Consider the following 16,780-nt stretch of genomic DNA (forward strand, 5'->3'; position numbering starts at 1 on the left):
CTTACCTGGACGCCGGCGCCCCGACAAAAAACCCGTATCCCCTCGGCCCCCTGGCCCCCGCCCCCTCAACGGGCGCCCCCCCCCCCCCTACCTCTCCCCCCGGCGGGCGCCTCGGCCCCCCCGCGGAGGGCATGCGGTCCTTGCGGCATCTGGATGACGAACGCTTCCACCCGGCCAAGGGCTCGCCGGGTACCCTCGCCGTCACCGCGCTGGAAATGGCGGTGGACACCGAGCGCATCCACCGCCACCACGGCCGCGGACGGCGCCACCCACGCTGTGTGCCTCGCTCAGCCGGCGCGACGAGTTCTGACTCCGTTGGCCTCGAAGTCGTAGACGGTCCCGTTGATCCGCAGGCCGTCGACAGCGCCGATCCACATGTAGTCGCGGCCCTTGCCCACCCCGGCGGTGTAGATAGTCGGCTGCGCGCCGCCGTCGTTGAGCTTGGTCTTCAGCTGCGGGAAGGTGCACTGGGCGGTCAGGTTGCAGCCGGTCACGGTCCCCGCATTGCCCGTGAGGTACCACGTGCCGGTCGTGGTGGCGTTCAGGTAGGGACTCCATCTGTCCGTCACCGGGGATGGGGCTGGGTTCCACACCATGGAGGAGTAGGTGGTGGCGGGGGCCGCAGTGAGGTTCGGATTGATCTCGAACCTGATGTTCGGCATGTTCCCCGGGCCACCGTAGGAGACGTTCTCGCCGGTCTGGAAGACGTGGAAGCCGACCTGCTTCAGTGCCAATACCCGGTCACCGAAGAAATCGACCTCGTTGCCGAACTCGACCTGTTCACTGGGCGGGGTGAGGGAGGTGGACTTGTCCGCTACCTCGATTCCGAGGCTGCCCCGTCCGTAGGGCGGCCTCGCAGAGGGGCCCTTTACGCCGAACGAGCCGAACGGGCCGTTCCTCAAGGCGGCGACGGGAGAGCCGATCGTGTTGCGGGTGATGACTCCCCAATGGTCCGAGCTCCCCAGGTTTCCGCTGGTGACGGCGGATGCCGATCCGGAAACAGCCGAGACGGCGATCGCGACCAGCGCTGTGACCCCAAGCGCCATTTTTCGCTTTACGTCGAAGCGAGCGTTCACGCTCACTCCTTTCGTGGTCGATACAAGGGCAGGACGGGCGTCGGAGGCGGGCCCTGCATAGCGCAGGCCACGGTAAGGATTCTCTGTGGCGAAACCGGCTAAGACGCACCTGTGGAATGGCGATTAATCCCAACGGTGGAGTGAACAGTCGATCTGTTCGCTTCAGTGGAGCCGCTTGCCTTTCAACCGGTCGGGCCGGCCGAGCGGCCGCCGGCGTCTGGGCACCGTCACCGACACCGAGCACCAGGCGGTGCGGTTCGCCCGCGACCAGGTCCTCACCATGCTCGAAGAGCGGGCCGGGCCGTTCGCGGAAGCCGACCGGTGGGCGGCCTGGCGCTGGAACCCGGCCTGGCCCGCCCCTTCTTCACCACTGGAAGATCGAGAACGGTTGCGCGATCAGACGGATTTGACCTCGCCACCGTCCATGCGGAGCATCGAGCCGGTCATCCAGCGGGCTTCCGGTGAGACCAGGAAAGCCATGAGTTCGGCGATCTCCTCCGGCCGGCCGTAGCGTCCGATCTCGGCCTTCCGCGGGAACTCGTCGATGGCTTCCTCGACGGTCATGCCGTGGCTGGGCGCCCAGTGCTCAAGGTACGAGCGGCGGCGATTCGTCATAACAGGGCCGGGCAGGACACTGTTGACCTGGACGCCGTCGGCGATACCACGGTCGGAGAAAGCCTTCGCGAGGGCGGCGATCGCCGCGTTGATCGTGCCCACCGCCGCGTAGGGCGCCTTGGGAAAGATGGCGGAGTTCCCCGACATCAGCACGACGGAACCTTTGGTCTCGATGAGCGCCGGCCATGCCTCGATCGTCAGTCGCCGGGCCCCGTGGAGCTTGAGACCCAGGCCCGCGTCCCACTGCTCGTCCGTCATCTCGAACAGATCGATCTGGGGCACCGCACCCGCGATGTTGAGCAGAGCGTCGATGCGTTCGAAGGCATCGAGTGTCTGCCCGACCACCGTCGAGGCCGCCGCTCGGTCCGAAAGGTCCAGGTCGATGACGAGAGCCTCGGCCCCTTCCTTTCGCACGTGGGCGGCTGTCTCCTCCAGGTGGGTTCGGTTCCGTGCGACGAGCACGATCGAAGAAAAGTCCCGCGCCAACCGGATCGCCGTGGAGCGCCCCATACCCTGGCTGGCCCCGGTGACCACTGCTACTGAGTTCGACATGACACTTCTCCTTTCCTTCGCTGAGATCCTTCACTGAAATCGAGTTGTCCGCCCGGTCGGGACCACTTCATGAACCCTTGCAGGCAACGGGCTCTCCTGTGCCGGCGGCCGGGTGGGGCGATGTGATCCCGCCGTGCGCGATCCGCACACCGACCTCTCGCTGACCGGACAGGACCCTAGGCCCTGTCCGGTCGATCTTCGCGGGCCCGCGACGCCTGGCACGCACGCTCGCCGCGTTGTCGGAGTCGTCCACGTACGTCCAGTACGCGGACGATCCTCCGCCTTGCGATCGCACGCACCAGACGCCGCGGCCTGATCCGCGAAGATCGACCGGACAGCGCCTAGTTGGTGAGGAAGCCGCGAATCGCCGTCGCGATCTCCTCGGCATGGGTTTCCAGGGCGAAGTGGCCGGTGTCGACGAATCGAACGTCGGCTTCGGGGATGTCACGCTTGAAGGCTTCGGCCCCGCCGGGCAGGAAGAACGGATCGTTCCTGCCCCACACCGCGAGCAGTCGTGGCCTCCTGGTCCGGAAGTATTCCTGGAACATGGGGTACGCGGCGACGTTGCTCGCGTAGTCGAGGAAGAGATCGAGTTGGATCTCGTCCGCGCCAGTGCGCGCGAGGTAGTGGTTGTCCAGCCCGTAGCCGTCCGGGCTGACCCGTGTTTCGTCAGGCACGCCGTGCTGGTACTGCCAGACCGTCGTTTCCGGCTGTACGAGTGTCCGGATCGCTTCCCGGTTGGCTGGCGACGGGTCCTTCCAGTACGCCTGCACCGGATTCCAGTTCTCGCTCAGGCCTTCCTCGTACGCGTTGCCGTTCTGCGACACGATCGCGCTGATCCGCTCGGGATGGCGGGCGGCGATCCGGAATCCGACCGGCGCGCCGTAGTCGAACACATACAGTGCGAAGCGGTCCAGGCTCAGTACCTCCGTCAGACGGTCGATCACATCCGTGATGTGTTCGAAGGTGTAGTCGAAATCGTCTCGTGGGGGCATGTCCGACTTGCCGAAGCCGGGCAGGTCAGGGGCGACGATGTGGAACCTGTCGGCGAGCAGGGGGATCAGCTCGCGGAACATGTGGCTCGATGAGGGGAAACCGTGCAGCAGGAGCAGCGTGGGCGCCTCCGGTGCCCCGGCTTCCCGGTAGAACACCTTCAGGCCGTCCACGTCAGCTGTGCGGTATGCGATGTCAACCATGACGTTCCCACTTCCTTTCTCTGCGGCCAACGGAGCGTGGCCTACGCGCGAGAACTGTTGGAATCGGCTCTATAGATAACTATCCAAATGATGCCTGGGGGGTTACGTGCCGTGCGCGTTTCCGGGTGACCGCCGTAGCATCGCCCTGATCCGTCACCGTTCCGACCCGGCCTCGCGCACGGCTTCCATCACGATGTCGACGACCACCCCCGGCGCCGTGAGCATGGGAAGGTGATCGACGGGGGCCGTGCGCACCTGGGCCTTCATCCGCCGGGCCATGAACCGCTGGGTGTCCGCGGGGATCATGCGATCCTCCTCGGCCACCAGGAACCAGCTCGGACGGTCCCTCCAGGCCGGACGCCCCACCGGGACGTCGATGGCCGCGGCCGCTAGAGGCCGCTGCGTAGCGGCCAGCTGCGCCTGCTCCTGTTCCGAGGCGTTCTGGGCGAATGCGTTGGCGAAGGCATCCTCGGGCAGCTGGATCAGTCCATGGCGATCGGGGCCGATCTTGGGTGCCAGGGGGTGCGGTTCCGCTCGATAGAAGACGTCGGCCACCGTCTCGCCCTGTTCCGGTGCGAGTGCGGCGACGTACACCAGTGCGGCGATCTTCTCGTCGTTCGTCGAGGCGATGACCGCGCCCGCGTAGGCGTGACCGACCAGTACCACCGGACCGTCGACCAGTTCCAGCGTCCTGTCGAGCGCCGTGATGTCGTCGGCCAGTGAGGTCAGCGGCAGCGGCGCGGCAACCGACTTCACTCCTTCGGATCCGAGCCCCGCGATCACCTTGTTCCAGCTCGACCCGTCGGCCCACGCGCCATGGGCCAGTACCACTCTGACGTCGTTCTCAGGCATTGGCTGTCCCTTCCGGGAAGGCCTGCTCGGCGAGCCGGCGCACTTCAATGAGTAACCGTCCTGATCTCAATTTCCAGGTTATGAGCGTCCCGGTAACTTGTCAAATCAACCCAAGGGGGTTACTGTCGCGTTTCAGTGTCACGTTCCAACGCTGAAGCCACACCCACTCACCCACAGGAAGGGCAGCCAGGATGGCCCAACACACTCCCGCTCTGTTCCTGGCCGATTCGCCCGGTCTGGACTTCCTCAACTCGGTCGCGACACCTGTCGACACCCAGATCGACTGGATCGAGGACGGCGCCGGACTGCTGGCTTGGCTGGGGCAGGCGGAGCTGGTTTCGCCCGACACACTCGCATCGCTGCGGGAGCAGGCCATGCCCGGCGAGCTCGACGCGGTCGCCGCCCAGGCGCGGAGCCTGCGCGAGGAGTTCCGGACGTTCGTCCGCGAACACAAGGGCAGGCCTCTGGAAGCGGAGTGCCTGGCAGAACTGGCACCCCTGAACCGGCTGCTCGCACGAGACGAGGGATTCTTCCAGCTCGACTTCGCGCGACAGCGGAACGCACCAGGTCTCCAACTGCGCAGGACACGCCGCTGGCGCTCACCGGACTCACTGCTGCTGCCCATCGGCGAAGCGCTGGCGAGATTCCTCAGCGAGGAGGACTTCTCCGACGTCAAGGCCTGCGAAGGCCCGGCATGCACGCTCATGTTCGTTGACCACACCCGCGGGCGCGTCCGCAGGTGGTGCAGCATGGCGATCTGCGGCAACCGTGCGAAGCAGGCCGCACACCGCAACCGGGCCAAGAAGATCCGGGACATCGCCGGCGCGTGAGCAACGCACATCTGGGAAAGCCGCGTCGCCTCGGGGGCTTCGGGGTGTGGGCGCTCCTGGTGGAGGAAACCCGGTGCCCCTCGCCGCCGTCGACCAGCTAACCTCCGGGCGCAGGGGAGATGAGCCGCGAACGGGACCGCCCGGTGCGTCAATGTCAGGACGTCACCGCTGTCGCCGGAGCTGAGTACGCCGTGGGCGTCCAACGCCCGGACCGGGGCCTCCCCGCCGCTCGGACGGTACAGCGGGGTGTGGCTGTTCAGGTCTTCAACGCGGTGCTGAGCGCGTTGCTGTCTGTGCATGTCTGTGTACGTCTGTGCTCGAACCACACGACCACGCTCGGGTGAGCCTGTCAGGAGGTGAGGATGGAGATGCCGTCGCCGAGCAGTTTCAACCCGAGAACGAAGAACAGGGCGGCCATCACGGCGACATTGTGCTGGGCTGCCCAGTCTTTCCAATTGCCGAGCGTGGTTTTGGCTCGCTCTCCTCCGAGGAGGAAGACCCCCAGCGGGGCCAGCAGGCCGAGGGTGGCGATCAGGACGAAGATCGCCAGCGATGCGATCTGCTGCCCGACCGGCAGTCCGGCTGAGCCGATCGTGGCGCCCGCGGCGATGGTCAGCGGGGCGTTCTTGGCGTTGAGCGCGGCCAGGGCCAGTCCGAGTGCGAAGACCTTGATCGGCGTGAGGCGGTCGATCGCGCTCATCCACTTCGGCAGCCGGGCTTGCGAGGGATCCGTTGGGCGCCGGTGCCACTGCCGGGCGCCGAAGAGGACGAGGAATACGCCCAGAGCGAGCTTGAGGGCTCCCACCCAGGTGGCCGGGTGATTGTGGGCGGAGGCACCTGCGGGGGAAGCGATCGCCAGCATCACCGCGCCCAGTGCCGAGAGTCCCAGGATCCAGCCGGCGGCGTAGAGCAGTCCGTTGAGACGTCCCCGAGGCGTGGCGAGGATGAGGATGATGGCGATGATGGGGAGCGGGCTGATCGCGACGCCGGCCGCGAGCCCCAGAACGTCACCGAGAACTTTTCCCATGGTTGCCTCCAGGCGGGGGTCGGGGCGGCGATCGAGTTGAGCGACGGCGGACGGGAGTGGGTGACCCGATCGCCCGCACGCGGAGGCATGGAACTGTTGTGGACGTGTTCGAGGCGTGTCGCAAGGGCCCCGGAACTGGGTCGCCGCCTCCGGAGGCGGTCCTTCGGGATGGCACCCTCAGCGATCAGCGCCGTCCCGTAGCCCGGCACGATGTTCCGGACCGCTGATCCTCTCGTCGCGCAATCCGGTTACGGGCAGCCGGAGCGGTCGCCCGAGAAGGATGGCGACGACAGACTCGGCGGCTCCCCGTTCCATGTTCCTGCGCCCTTCCGAATCTGTCCTCGGGAGCTTTTCCGAGCGCGAGGGCTTTGGCCTGCTCATTGCGGTGGTCCCTCTGCCGGGACGGTGGTCCTCTGTCGAGCTCGACAGCCAAGCCGGCACCCGAAAACGCTCTCACTCGGCACCGTGACGGATGACGGACGAGGCGCGCTTAGGCGGCATATCGGGCACGGATCGCAGTCGGCCGATGTGGTCGATGTCGGGAATGGTAAGAAATGGCGAGGAATGGCGAACCGGGCAGGCTGGACCTCGCAGTACCGGAGCCCTCGACAGCTACTCCCAGTAACCATGTTCCGCGCCGGGATGCGAGGCGGCGCGGATGTGGTCAGGATGGAGAGGTGAGGGCGATGGTGCCCCATGTCCGGGCACTTGGTGACCCTCGGATGGATCCGTGGCAGGAGAATCTCAATGACTGCGACGACAGGTGCGGCCCGGTCCGCTCACCCCGAGCGCCCGGGAAGGTCGGATGGGGTCTCCAGCGAGTTCACCGTCTTTACCAAGATCAAGCCGGGCCATGCGGATGCGTTGCGTAAGGATCTCGCCGCGCTCGCCGACGCGGCGGCCGGCGAGAACGTCCATGCGGCGGTGCGCCAGATCGGCACCCTGCATGACGCACGGCACGTGATCTTCGACAACGACACCCGGTTCATGTTCGCCAGTGTCTTCGACGGCTCCTGGGACACGTATATCGACGACTTCGCCCAGACGGTGGTCGGGGCCCGCTTCGACAAGGTTTTCTCGCACAGTGAAGGGTTCCCCGGCGTCACCGACCCGGGGGTGAAGGACTGGTTCGTCGCCCAGCAGGAACCCGCGGGGGTCTTCGTCAGCGCCTATCCCGATCTGACCGTTCAGCAGATCTATAAGGACCAGCGTGTGGACGACGCGTTCCAGGAAGTGCTGGACACCCCTGAGTTCAGAGCGGCGCTCGACAACCCGGCCAACGCGGAGTTGGTGGGCACGCCGGCCTTTCAGAAGCTGCTGGCGGAAGCCTCGGCCTAGGCCCTGTCTTCAAAGTCCCGCCTGCTCGGCGACGCCCGGCACGCACGCTCGCCGCGTTGTCGGGATCACCCCAGTACATCCAGTACTGGGGCGACCCTCCGCCTTGCGATCGCACGCACCGACCGCCGCCGAGCCCACCCTCCGGGCGGACGGCGCTACTTTGAAGACAGGACCTAGGGCGTGTTGCGAAAGTCCCGCCTGGCTCGCGTCTTCAAAACCTGGAAGTCGGACACAACCAACCCCCAGAGCCGACCCGGCATCGGTGGACCGCTTCAGGTGCGGGTCGGCCCCACGGGTTTGCCCAGGCAGAGGCCGATATGGAGGCACAGGCGATCATGAACACGGCGGCAAGGTCGGCAAGGAGCAGCGCGGCCAGGGTGCACGTCGAGATCGATGACGTCCAAAGCGGCGCATTGCGTCCACGGCCGGTTCCGTACGAGGGAAAGTTCGTCTTCCTGCGGGTCGATGACCGCCATGCAGGGCGCGCCCTGCTGCGGCGGCTGCTCCCGCTGACCTCGGGCGGTCTGCCCGGCGCGGACCAGGGCCAGGATGCCTGGGTGGCTGTGGCGTTCACCTATCAAGGGCTGAGGGCTCTGGGGGTGCCTCAGGAATCGCTGGACAGTTTTCCGGGGGCGTTTCGTGAGGGCATGGCCGCTCGTGCCGAGCTGATCGGTGATGTGGGCGAGAGTGCCCCGGCCCATTGGGAGGCACCGTTCGGAACGGGCGATGTTCATATCGCGTTGAGCGCACTCTCTTCCGATGCGGCGCAGCTGGACAGGGAGCTGGAGCGGGCCCGCGTCGCCTACGAGGACACGCCCGGAGTCCAGGTGATCTGGCAGCAGGAGGTCCACCAACTCCCGACCGGGCGCACCACCTTCGGCTTCCGTGACGGCATCAGCCATCCGAACATCGAGGGCGTCGGACTGCCCGGTTCCAACCCGCGGGAAGCCCCCATCAAGGCCGGCGAGTTCATCCTCGGCTACCCCGACGAAACCGGCAGCACGCCGCCCATGCCCAGCCCCGATGTACTGGGGCGCAACGGGACCTACGCGGCCGTGCGCAAGGTCCACACCAACGTGGCGGCCTGGCGTAAGTATCTGCGCGCGAACACCTCCAGCGCCGAGGAGGAGGCACTCGTGGCGGCGAAGATGGTCGGGCGCTGGCCCAGCGGGGCGCCGCTGACGCTGACGCCGGAGCACGATGACCCGGAGCTGGGTGCCGATCCGCACCGCAACAACAATTTCCTGTACCGGGAGAATGACGATCGCGGCTTCCGGTGCCCCGCCGGGGCGCACATCCGGCGCAACAACCCCCGCGATTCCACCATCATCGGCGACGCACGGATGCATCGCCTCATCCGCCGCGGCACCACCTACGGCCCGCCGCTACCGGAGGGCGTGCTGGAGGACGATGGCGCCGACCGGGGCCTGGTCGGAGTCTTCATCGGTGCCCATCTTGAACGACAGTTTGAATTCATCAAGGCCGAGTGGGTCAACGACGGCAACTTCATCGGCCACCCCGGCGAGAAGGACCCGGTAGCCGGACATCACGGCGGAACAGGCAGCGTCACCATCCCGGAGAAGCCGGTCCGGCGCCGTCTGCGGAACCTGCCCAGCTTCGTAGTCACCCGGGGCGGTGAGTACTGCTTCGTGCCGGGTCTGCGAGCCCTGCGCTGGCTTGCCGAACTGGAGGACTGAGGGCTGAGGGGCGAGTTCCTGCCCCTGAGGTCCCACCACGGTCTCCGACGAGAGGTCGACGTCATGGCAGCACACTTCGTTCCCTACACGCCGGACGTCGAAGACGACGACCCGTACTTCGACCGCAACCTGCGGACGGTGATCGAAAAGACCGAGAGCTACATCGCCGACTCCGTCAAGGCCGGTGGCACTGGTCGGGCCCTCCGCGACGCCCATGCCAAGGGCTACGGGCTCCTCCGAGGGCAGGTGGAGATCCTGGACGGACTTCCCCCCGAGTACGCCCAGGGCATCTACGCGATTCCGGGAACCCACGACGCACTCATCCGCTTTTCCAACGGCTCGCCTCACGCCGGAGCCGACGCGCGACTGGGCAGTGCCACCGGACTCGCGCTGAAAATATTCGGCATCGAAGGCCCGACGCTGCTCGAAGACGAGCCGGACACCGGCACATTCGACTACGCCAACATCAACGCGCCCATCTTCTTCTGCAACACAGTCGAGCACTACCTGTTCATCCAGGACTTGTTCCTGAACGCCCCTGCCTACTTCTCTCAGGGCCGACCCGGCGCACATCGCTTCTTCGCCGAGTTCGTGACCGGAAAGGGAACGCTGGACCAGGACGACTGGGCATGGGACGAATTCCTGGCCTTCGTGCGCCTGTCAAAGATCCCACCGGTCAACGTACTGCTGTCGAGCTACTGGACGATGGGCGCGGTCAGGCACGGGGACTACATCGCCAAGGTGCGCATCACCCCCGACCCCTCCTTCGCCGCTGCCGTGGTCCGGCGCACCATCGACCCGGCCTCCGCGGCGGAAGTCTTCCGACCGGCCCTGCAAGCCGAGCTGCGGGAGCGGCCCTACGCCTTCGACATCCAGGTGCAGCTCTGCACCGACCTGGAGCGCATGCCGGTGGAGGACACCACCGTGGAGTGGCCCGAGCAGCTTTCCCCGTCCGTCACCGTGGCCAAGCTGTGGCTGCCGCGGCAGGACATCTCGGGCCCCGACAACCTGGAAAAGATGGACTCGCTGTCCTTCACGCCCTGGCGGGTCACCGCCGAACACGCGCCCCTGGGCAACATCATGCGAGCCCGCGAGAAGGTCTACCGGCACTCCTCCATCGCGCGCCACAGGCTCAACCAGCAACCACGCAGAGAGCCCCGGAGCGCCGACGAGGTACTCGGTGCCTGAACCACGGTCAGTCCGCGTTGACGGGCGCCCCGCGGGTGGAATGGGTCCGCAGCCAGTACGAGCGGGCAGCGGCCATCAGCGCGACCCCATGGACGGCGAACGCGGCCAAGCCGATCCAGGCGATCGGATCCGGACTCCGCCGGCTCGGAGTGCCATCGGCAACGGCGCTCCTGACATCCTGGGCGGCATGGCGACACTCAACGGAAAGCCCGTCTCCCTCGATGAACTGCTGTCCCTGGCCCTGGTCAACGTCGGCCACTTCACGTCCATGCGAGTAGATGACGGCAGCATTCGCGGCCTGTCGCTGCACATGGAACGCCTCACGAAGGACTGCAAGGCCGTGTGGGGTGCCGACCTGGACACCGCACGTGTCCGCGACTTCGTCCGCCAGGCCCTGGACGGACAGACCGGGCCGTGCGTCGTCCGCGTGACCATCTACGACCCCAACGTCGACGTGGGACACCCCGCGGACGCCGGGGAACCGCAGGTCCTGGTAACCGTGCGCGGTGCCGGCGCGATGCCTCCGGCTCCGCTGCGTGCCCGGAGCATGCCGTACGAGCGAGACCTGCCCGAGGTCAAGCACGTCGGCCTCTTCGGGGCCCTGCACACCCGGCGCGGCGCCCAACTCGCCGGATTCGACGACGCCCTGTTCATCGGACGTGACGGACTCGTCAGCGAAGGCGGCACCTGGAACGTCGGATTCGTCGACCAGAACGGCACGGTCGTGTGGCCACAGGCTCCTGTACTGCCCGGAGTCACCATGGCGCTGCTCCAGCAGCGCGCCGAACACCGGATCGCCACCGTCACCCTGGAACAGGCCAAGGGCATGGCAGCCGCGTTCGCGACAAACACAAGTATCGGCGTGCGGGCCCTCGCTGCGATCGACGACACCGAACTGCCCACCGAGCACCCCGTGCTGGACCGGCTGCGCGAGACTTACCTGTCCGTCCCCGGCGAGAGGCCGTAAGGCGCGGCTGATCGGCCGGACCGTAAGGCCGGGACGGCGAACTCGACACGTGGTGGCAGCTGTGCAAGACGCCTGCCCGGCTTCGGCCTTGAGCAGCATCTCGTCGTACTCCGCGTCGGGGTCGGAATCAAGGACAGTCGCGCCACCCGCACCGATGGTCAGTTCACCATCGTGGCTCACAGCCTGGTCTTCCTGCCTACCTCATGGCTCCTGGCTGAACTGGATCGAGGCCGAGTTCGCGGCCTCGCGCTACTTCGCGCTCAACAGCACCGACCAGTCGCGGCCACCGCTGCCGCCAATCCCCACCTGCCGCCCGCACACATGCACCGGCTCCTCGCCCCGGCAGGCCTGTGATATCAGCGTGCGTGCTGCGAACGGCCGGGGATGTCCACCGGCGGCCGGCCGGTGAACATCGCCGCGCCCATTCACCTCGATCACGCGGCTACACCTCGATCACACGGCTTCACCTCGATCACGCGGCCCACCGGCTTCGAAGGCGCCTGGCCGCACGTCAGGCTTTCGGGAATTTCGCCTCGTTGTCGTTGAGCAGGTCGTGGATCCGGCGCCGTAGCGCGTTTCGGACGTCGTCGGGGGACAGGACGCGCAGGGGGGTCGCGAGGCCGAGCAGGTAGGTGGCGAGTGCGTCGGAGCTGGAGCCACCGATGGTGACGATGGTGGCGTGGCTGCCGTCGGGTTGGTGGATGCCGTGGCCGCGGGGGATGAGCAGCAGGGCCTGGTCCAGGGGAAGGGGGAGACGGACGGTGGTGTAGAGCGGGTAGTCGCTGGTGAGCGTGCGGGTGACAAGCAGCGGGGCATCGGGTGGGTCGACGAGGTCGGTCACGTGACCGGTCGGATGTGCCTCGATGACGCGATCGGCGCGGAAGGTACGCCACTGGCCCCGTGCGACGTCCAGGGCGACCAGGTACCAGCGGTGGCCCGTGCGAGCGATGTCACCGTCGAGGAGTACGACCTTGTGCGTCGGGTGGGGCTGGACGGCACGTTCTACGTCACCCGAGAGGTATGGCCGATCATGGTGGCACACCGTTACGGTCGCATCGTTGTCACCACATCCGGCAACGGTCTGCTCGGCAACCCCGCCTCCGTCAGCTATGCGATCGCCAAGGCCGGTGTGTACGGGATGATGCGCGCGTTGGCCATAGATGGCGTGAAGTGCGGAATCAAGGCGAACGCGATCGCGCCCTCGGCGTCCACTCCCATGGCCGACTCCTTCGTGAGCACGGAAATGGCGGCGACGATGCGGACCGAGTTCCCCACCTCGCTCGTCTCACCTGTCGTCCCGGTACTGGCCGGCGAGCAGTGCCCCGTGACCGGACGCACCTTCGACGCGGGGGGCGGTCGTGTGGGTACCACCTTCCAGGGCACCAACGCCGGTTACTACGACCGGAAGATGACGCCGGAAGCCCTGCTCGCCCACTGGGCCACTGTTGTCGACCAGACCGACGGTGCGTGGGGCGGATCGACCGGACAGGGCCTAACGGTTACCGCCGCCTATCGGCAGGTCACAGGCCCGTTCCGCCGCCGAGTGCTTCGATGATGGCGACCGCCGCGGCCACCGCCCGAGCCGTGACCTCGTCGCGGGACAGTGGCACATTTCCCTCCAGCCAGCTTTCGGTCAGGGCGAGCATCGCGCCGACGACCATGCGGTCGGCGATCGGGAGGGACCCCCTCCGTTGTCGGGCTCGTCCACGTACGTCCAGTACGAGGACGACCCTCCGCCTTGCGATCGCACGCACCGGACGCCGCGAGCCCCGCCCCACGGGCGGACGGCGCTATTTGTCAGACAGGGCAATACACCTAGAGCGTGTCTTCACAGTCCCGTCTACCCGGCGTCTGACCGGCGACGCGCCGGGAAGGCGATTCCGAGGGCGTCGAGGACGGCCAGCGGGTCGAGATAGTCCCGCCAGTGCGTGATCCTGCGGTCCTGGATGGTGACCACGGAGACGAAGTGGTTGTCGTACGCCCGTCCCGTGCCGACCGCGCGGCCGTGCACCACGTATTCGAGGACGACGACCGAGGTCTCGCGGTCATGGTGGACGGCGAGCCCGTCGGCGCTCTCCGCGACCATCGTGTCCCCATACCCGCGGTACAGCTCGGCCAGGGCGTCCCGGCCCTCGATCCTCCTCGGGTAGTCGGGCACGGTGACCACGTACTCGGTGACGGCGTCCTCGGTGAACCAGTCGAAGAAATGGTCCCCGTCGACCAGCCCGTCGAGTCCTTTTCCGACGATGCGGAAGAACGGCTCCAGCGCCTTGAAGTCGTCCAGATCCTTCACGGCCATGACGATCCTCGATTCCTGAGGGTGAGTGGGTGCACGCGGAAGCCAGGACCAGAGGCGGAACCGACGTCTTCCTCGCAGAACAGACGCTACGACGGGACCAGGACAGCTTCGGTCCTGGTTGTGTTGTGCTGTGCGAGGCCGCCCGAAAAAGCAAGGTCCGCGTCGCGGTCGAGCGTGCGCCGGGCAAGCCGGAGCGCATGCTCGACCGCGAGCGGAACTGAGTGTCAGGCCGGGGAACTCTCAGCCGGTGATCTTGAACGTGGCCGGTGAGTCGTTCTGAGTCGCGACCTGGCCCGGGAACAGATTCTGCACCGTGTTCCCCGTGAAGGACCCCGTGCCGGTGACTCCCGTCGGGATCCAGATTCCCTGCTTCGCCGGACGGTCGATCGTGTTGTTCGTCAGCGTTACGTTGACGCGCGTCCGATCGATGTGGAGGCCCGCGCGGAGGGCTCCGCGCATGATGTTGTTGCTCATGGTGACGTTGGAGTAAGCGTTCGGGAACAGCGATGTGCTGGACGGTGAGCCGATCCGCACACCGTGCCGGACGCCGTTCCAGCCACCGCCGCCGAGCAGGACATTTCCACTCACCGTGACCGACTCCAAGGGGTGTCCCGTGTCGCCGAACACGCTCAGTTCCAGGGCGCTGTTCGATGACACGCTGTTCACCAGGTTGTTTCTCACCTCGACGTTCTGTCCGCCGGCGACCCGGATGCCGTTGGCCCACCAGGGAGCGATCGCGGTGTTGTTGAGGATCTTCGTACCGCTCATCTGGCCGTTGGTACCGCTGGCGCCGGCGTCGGAGTACGTCGCGAAGGAATCGTCACCGGTGTTCCGGGCGAAGTTGTTCTGGACCGTGATGTTGCGGCCGAGTTTGTCTGGATTCGGTGTGTTGCCGTTGTTGACGTTGAAACCGTCACCGTAGGTGTCCGCCGTACGGCTGTTCCGCATGACGCCATTGGTGCCCGACAGCCAGTTGGCGTCGATGTGACGCGTCCAGATCCGGTCGACCAGCCAGCCACCGGCGCCGCTGGCGTTGATTCCGTAGTCCGAGCCGCCGGTGCCACCGATTCCGCGCCAGATGGCGTTGGCATCGATCTGAAGGTCCGTCAGTGTGGTGCCCGAGCCCACCAGGATCTGCGAGCGCCACGAGTTGGCCGGAAGGGGGACCTTGCGGTAGATGGTGGTGTACCACATGCCGGCTCCCCGCACCGTCACGCCGGTGAAGTCCAGCGGCTTGGAAACCAGGCTGTTCGTCAGGTACTTGCCCCGCGGGATCCACACCGACTTCCCCTGCTCCCGGGCGGCGTTCACCGTGTCCTGGATGGCGACCGTCGAATCCTTCGAGAAGTTCGGGTCCGCGCCGTAGGTCACGACGGAGAGCGAATTGGCCGGTTGGGCCAGTGCGGCCCCGACGTTCTCCAGATCGACGGAATCGATGTCGTAGACGGCAGCCGTGTTGGCGGCGTCCTTCTGGAGTTTGATGGTGCTGCCCGCGGCGATCGGAGCACCCGTGACCCAGACGGGGAACTCGTTGTAGAAGCGGTAGGGCATCCCGCCGGCGCGGGGGTCGTCGGGGTTGGTGGTCGCCTCGCGGTAGTTCCACGCTTGGTGAGAACTCAGCGTGATCGCTTGCCGGAACACACCGTTCACATAGAGGTTCAGCGACGCGGTGATGCCGCCGCCCGCCGGTGCGTCCGGAATGGAGGCGCGGACCACGAGGGTATTGGCGTTCTTGCCCGTGCTGTTCGGTATCGTCACCGAATCACCGGTGGCCTTCAGTTCGACCAGCGCGTAGCCCGATGCCTCGGTCTCCAAGGAGGCCGCGGTCGGTGCCGGTGCTCCCGGGCTGATGGAGCGGAGGCGGGCGCCGCCGCCGAGCGTCCCGGTTTCGGCTTCGACCGTCACGAAGGGTGTTGTGGCGCCGGCGGCCAGGGCGACCGGCGCGGCATCAGCCGCCGCAACGAGGTCGGCGCGAATTTCGTCGCGGGGAAGAGCGGACAGCGCGCACGTGGCGAGCAACGCGACGCCCGAGAGGACGGACAGGGCTTTTCGGTACATGTGTCACCCCTTGATGGGATCAACGGTGGGGGGAACCGGAGCGACGTCACATCGCTCACGTTGTTTACGTCGCGCCGATGGCCGACGCGAGCATCGGGAGCGCACGTGTGAGGGAGCGTTCCCAGTAGGGCCAGGTATGGGTGCCCGGGCCGTAGCGGTCGGCCGTGACATTCAGACCGTGGGAACGCGCGCGGGCTATGTAGTCCCCGGCCATCAGATCGAGGGTCGCCTCCAGGCTGTCGGGCGTACGGTCCGGGGGATCGAACGGGCCGGGCAGGCCGTTGCCGCTGCTGACGTAGACGGGAAAGCCGCGGGGCAGCCGGGAGATGAGCTCGTAGGCGTTGTGTTGCCGCCAGAGGCCCGCCTGAGCGGTGGGATCGCCCCACAGGTCGAGCGGGTTGAGGCCCTGGCCCTTGACGATGTTCTGGATTCCGGTCGTGTAACGCGTGGTGTTGACGAGTCCGCTGAAGGACGCGGCCGCGCGGAACAGTGTCGGGTGCTGTCCCGCGTAGTACAGCGCGCCGTGGCCGCCCATGGACAGCCCGGCCACGGCGCGTTGGTCACCGGCCCGCACCTGCTGCTCCAGGATCTGGCGGACCTCGCTGAGGTGGAAGGTCTCCCAGGCGGGTGCCCCGTACCGTCCCTGGTTCCACCAGTTGGCGTAGAAGCCCGCCGGGCCGCCTTCCGGGATCACGATCAGGGCGGGTGTCCGGGCCGTGATGGCGTCGGCGTTGCCCCATCCGGTCGAGCCGGGGCTTCCGCAGCAGCCGTGCAGCAGATACAGCACCGGCCAGCGGCGGCCGGGCGCGTCGTCATAGCCCGGTGGCAGCAGGACGGTGGCGTTACCGGTGCGGCCGAGTGCGGGGGAGTCGATCCGCAGGTTCAGTGTGCGCTCACTGATCCGCTCGGCCGACAGGAGGCGTGGTCCGCGACGGGAGGACGGCGGCGTGGTGGAGGACGCGGACGCCGCTGAGCCCGACGCGACGGCGCCCGCGCCGCCGAGGGCCAGCGCGGCGACGGCCCGCCTTCGGGTGAGGGAGGACGGGGGTGGTAAGTCGCTTGCGCGGGAGGGGGGTTCGGACATG

General features: G+C 67.1%; 18 protein-coding genes. 7 read left to right on the forward strand and 11 right to left on the reverse strand.

Annotated elements, in window-relative coordinates; all coding sequences use genetic code 11:
- Positions 1-287 precede the first annotated feature (287 nt).
- The 4 genes from ACFRMN_RS13830 to ACFRMN_RS13845 form a co-directional block, all read right to left on the reverse strand.
- Positions 288-1,076 (reverse strand): hypothetical protein, encoded by a 789-nt coding sequence (locus ACFRMN_RS13830; RefSeq protein WP_383018151.1) that lies wholly within the window; start codon positions 1,074-1,076, stop codon positions 288-290.
- Between the two features lie 396 nt (positions 1,077-1,472).
- Positions 1,473-2,243 carry an SDR family oxidoreductase gene (locus ACFRMN_RS13835; protein ID WP_383018153.1) on the reverse strand — a complete coding sequence of 257 codons (771 nt, stop codon included), beginning with the start codon at positions 2,241-2,243 and terminating at the stop codon, positions 1,473-1,475.
- Positions 2,244-2,584: 341 nt separating this feature from the next.
- Positions 2,585-3,439, reverse strand: a complete 855-nt coding sequence (locus tag ACFRMN_RS13840) for an alpha/beta fold hydrolase (RefSeq protein WP_383018156.1) — start codon at positions 3,437-3,439, stop codon at positions 2,585-2,587.
- A 153-nt stretch (positions 3,440-3,592) separates the two neighbouring features.
- Positions 3,593-4,291, reverse strand: a complete 699-nt coding sequence (locus ACFRMN_RS13845) for an alpha/beta fold hydrolase (protein WP_383018159.1) — start codon at positions 4,289-4,291, stop codon at positions 3,593-3,595.
- A gap of 191 nt (positions 4,292-4,482) precedes the next feature.
- Here ACFRMN_RS13845 and ACFRMN_RS13850 point away from each other — a divergent pair, with 191 nt between their 5' ends.
- Complete coding sequence (locus tag ACFRMN_RS13850) at positions 4,483-5,121, forward strand: CGNR zinc finger domain-containing protein (RefSeq protein ID WP_383018162.1); 639 nt, start codon at positions 4,483-4,485, stop codon at positions 5,119-5,121.
- Between the two features lie 349 nt (positions 5,122-5,470).
- On the opposite strand, the gene ACFRMN_RS13855 is transcribed toward ACFRMN_RS13850, so the two are convergent.
- Entirely contained in the window at positions 5,471-6,148 is a 678-nt protein-coding gene (locus ACFRMN_RS13855) for a GAP family protein (protein ID WP_383018165.1), read from the reverse strand.
- A gap of 747 nt (positions 6,149-6,895) precedes the next feature.
- Between ACFRMN_RS13855 and ACFRMN_RS13860 the strand changes: the two genes are divergently transcribed.
- The 4 genes from ACFRMN_RS13860 to ACFRMN_RS13875 all read left to right on the forward strand — a co-directional run bounded on the left by ACFRMN_RS13860 (position 6,896) and on the right by ACFRMN_RS13875 (position 11,338).
- Complete coding sequence (locus ACFRMN_RS13860) at positions 6,896-7,486, forward strand: hypothetical protein (protein WP_383018168.1); 591 nt, start codon at positions 6,896-6,898, stop codon at positions 7,484-7,486.
- A 335-nt stretch (positions 7,487-7,821) separates the two neighbouring features.
- Positions 7,822-9,183: a Dyp-type peroxidase gene (locus tag ACFRMN_RS13865; protein ID WP_383018172.1), complete on the forward strand. Its 1,362-nt coding sequence runs from the start codon at positions 7,822-7,824 to the stop codon at positions 9,181-9,183.
- Positions 9,184-9,246: 63 nt separating this feature from the next.
- Positions 9,247-10,371, forward strand: a complete 1,125-nt coding sequence (locus ACFRMN_RS13870; protein ID WP_383018175.1) for a catalase family protein — start codon at positions 9,247-9,249, stop codon at positions 10,369-10,371.
- A 187-nt stretch (positions 10,372-10,558) separates the two neighbouring features.
- The gene (locus ACFRMN_RS13875; RefSeq protein ID WP_383018178.1) at positions 10,559-11,338 is read left to right on the forward strand and encodes an aminotransferase class IV family protein; all 780 of its coding nucleotides are present in this window, start codon (positions 10,559-10,561) and stop codon (positions 11,336-11,338) included.
- Positions 11,339-11,587: 249 nt separating this feature from the next.
- Here the strand turns inward: ACFRMN_RS13875 and ACFRMN_RS13880 are convergent, their stop codons facing one another.
- Positions 11,588-11,776: a hypothetical protein gene (locus ACFRMN_RS13880; RefSeq protein WP_383018182.1), complete on the reverse strand. Its 189-nt coding sequence runs from the start codon at positions 11,774-11,776 to the stop codon at positions 11,588-11,590.
- A gap of 73 nt (positions 11,777-11,849) precedes the next feature.
- A complete protein-coding gene (locus ACFRMN_RS13885; protein WP_383018485.1) occupies positions 11,850-12,287 on the reverse strand; it encodes a WYL domain-containing protein in 438 nt (145 codons plus the stop codon).
- Between ACFRMN_RS13885 and ACFRMN_RS13890 the strand changes: the two genes are divergently transcribed.
- Positions 12,180-12,893, forward strand: coding sequence for an SDR family NAD(P)-dependent oxidoreductase (locus ACFRMN_RS13890; RefSeq protein WP_383018185.1), 714 nt, complete (start codon positions 12,180-12,182; stop codon positions 12,891-12,893). The two genes, ACFRMN_RS13885 and ACFRMN_RS13890, sit on opposite strands and share 108 nt — an antisense overlap.
- Here ACFRMN_RS13890 and ACFRMN_RS13895 read toward each other — a convergent pair.
- Together ACFRMN_RS13895 and ACFRMN_RS13900 are read right to left on the reverse strand one after the other, a co-directional pair.
- Positions 12,859-12,999 carry a hypothetical protein gene (locus ACFRMN_RS13895; protein ID WP_383018188.1) on the reverse strand — a complete coding sequence of 47 codons (141 nt, stop codon included), beginning with the start codon at positions 12,997-12,999 and terminating at the stop codon, positions 12,859-12,861. The two genes, ACFRMN_RS13890 and ACFRMN_RS13895, sit on opposite strands and share 35 nt — an antisense overlap.
- Positions 13,000-13,178: 179 nt before the next feature.
- Entirely contained in the window at positions 13,179-13,637 is a 459-nt protein-coding gene (locus tag ACFRMN_RS13900; protein WP_383018191.1) for a nuclear transport factor 2 family protein, read from the reverse strand.
- 29 nt (positions 13,638-13,666) lie between these two features.
- Here ACFRMN_RS13900 and ACFRMN_RS13905 point away from each other — a divergent pair, with 29 nt between their 5' ends.
- Positions 13,667-13,858, forward strand: coding sequence for a hypothetical protein (locus ACFRMN_RS13905; RefSeq protein ID WP_383018194.1), 192 nt, complete (start codon positions 13,667-13,669; stop codon positions 13,856-13,858).
- Positions 13,859-13,877: 19 nt separating this feature from the next.
- Here the strand turns inward: ACFRMN_RS13905 and ACFRMN_RS13910 are convergent, their stop codons facing one another.
- Together ACFRMN_RS13910 and ACFRMN_RS13915 are read right to left on the reverse strand one after the other, a co-directional pair.
- Positions 13,878-15,695, reverse strand: coding sequence for a glycosyl hydrolase family 28-related protein (locus ACFRMN_RS13910; RefSeq protein WP_383018197.1), 1,818 nt, complete (start codon positions 15,693-15,695; stop codon positions 13,878-13,880).
- Positions 15,696-15,759: 64 nt separating this feature from the next.
- Positions 15,760-16,779, reverse strand: a complete 1,020-nt coding sequence (locus tag ACFRMN_RS13915; RefSeq protein WP_383018200.1) for an alpha/beta hydrolase — start codon at positions 16,777-16,779, stop codon at positions 15,760-15,762.
- Position 16,780 lies beyond the last annotated feature (1 nt).

It is taken from the genome of Streptomyces sp. NPDC056835 (assembly GCF_042789485.1).
Lineage (GTDB): Bacteria > Actinomycetota > Actinomycetes > Streptomycetales > Streptomycetaceae > Streptomyces.

Bases quoted from the DNA above. Each gene is read 5' to 3' on its own strand.
- ACFRMN_RS13870 (WP_383018175.1), top strand. From the start codon at position 9,247: ATGGCAGCACACTTCGTTCCCTACACGCCGGACGTCGAAGACGACGAC.
- ACFRMN_RS13865 (WP_383018172.1), top strand. From the start codon at position 7,822: ATGAACACGGCGGCAAGGTCGGCAAGGAGCAGCGCGGCCAGGGTGCAC.
- ACFRMN_RS13875 (WP_383018178.1), top strand. From the start codon at position 10,559: ATGGCGACACTCAACGGAAAGCCCGTCTCCCTCGATGAACTGCTGTCC.
- ACFRMN_RS13860 (WP_383018168.1), top strand. From the start codon at position 6,896: ATGACTGCGACGACAGGTGCGGCCCGGTCCGCTCACCCCGAGCGCCCG.
- ACFRMN_RS13910 (WP_383018197.1), bottom strand. From the start codon at position 15,695: ATGTACCGAAAAGCCCTGTCCGTCCTCTCGGGCGTCGCGTTGCTCGCC.
- ACFRMN_RS13900 (WP_383018191.1), bottom strand. From the start codon at position 13,637: ATGGCCGTGAAGGATCTGGACGACTTCAAGGCGCTGGAGCCGTTCTTC.
- ACFRMN_RS13845 (WP_383018159.1), bottom strand. From the start codon at position 4,291: ATGCCTGAGAACGACGTCAGAGTGGTACTGGCCCATGGCGCGTGGGCC.
- ACFRMN_RS13850 (WP_383018162.1), top strand. From the start codon at position 4,483: ATGGCCCAACACACTCCCGCTCTGTTCCTGGCCGATTCGCCCGGTCTG.
- ACFRMN_RS13835 (WP_383018153.1), bottom strand. From the start codon at position 2,243: ATGTCGAACTCAGTAGCAGTGGTCACCGGGGCCAGCCAGGGTATGGGG.
- ACFRMN_RS13840 (WP_383018156.1), bottom strand. From the start codon at position 3,439: ATGGTTGACATCGCATACCGCACAGCTGACGTGGACGGCCTGAAGGTG.
- ACFRMN_RS13895 (WP_383018188.1), bottom strand. From the start codon at position 12,999: ATGGTCGTCGGCGCGATGCTCGCCCTGACCGAAAGCTGGCTGGAGGGA.
- ACFRMN_RS13855 (WP_383018165.1), bottom strand. From the start codon at position 6,148: ATGGGAAAAGTTCTCGGTGACGTTCTGGGGCTCGCGGCCGGCGTCGCG.
- ACFRMN_RS13915 (WP_383018200.1), bottom strand. From the start codon at position 16,779: ATGTCCGAACCCCCCTCCCGCGCAAGCGACTTACCACCCCCGTCCTCC.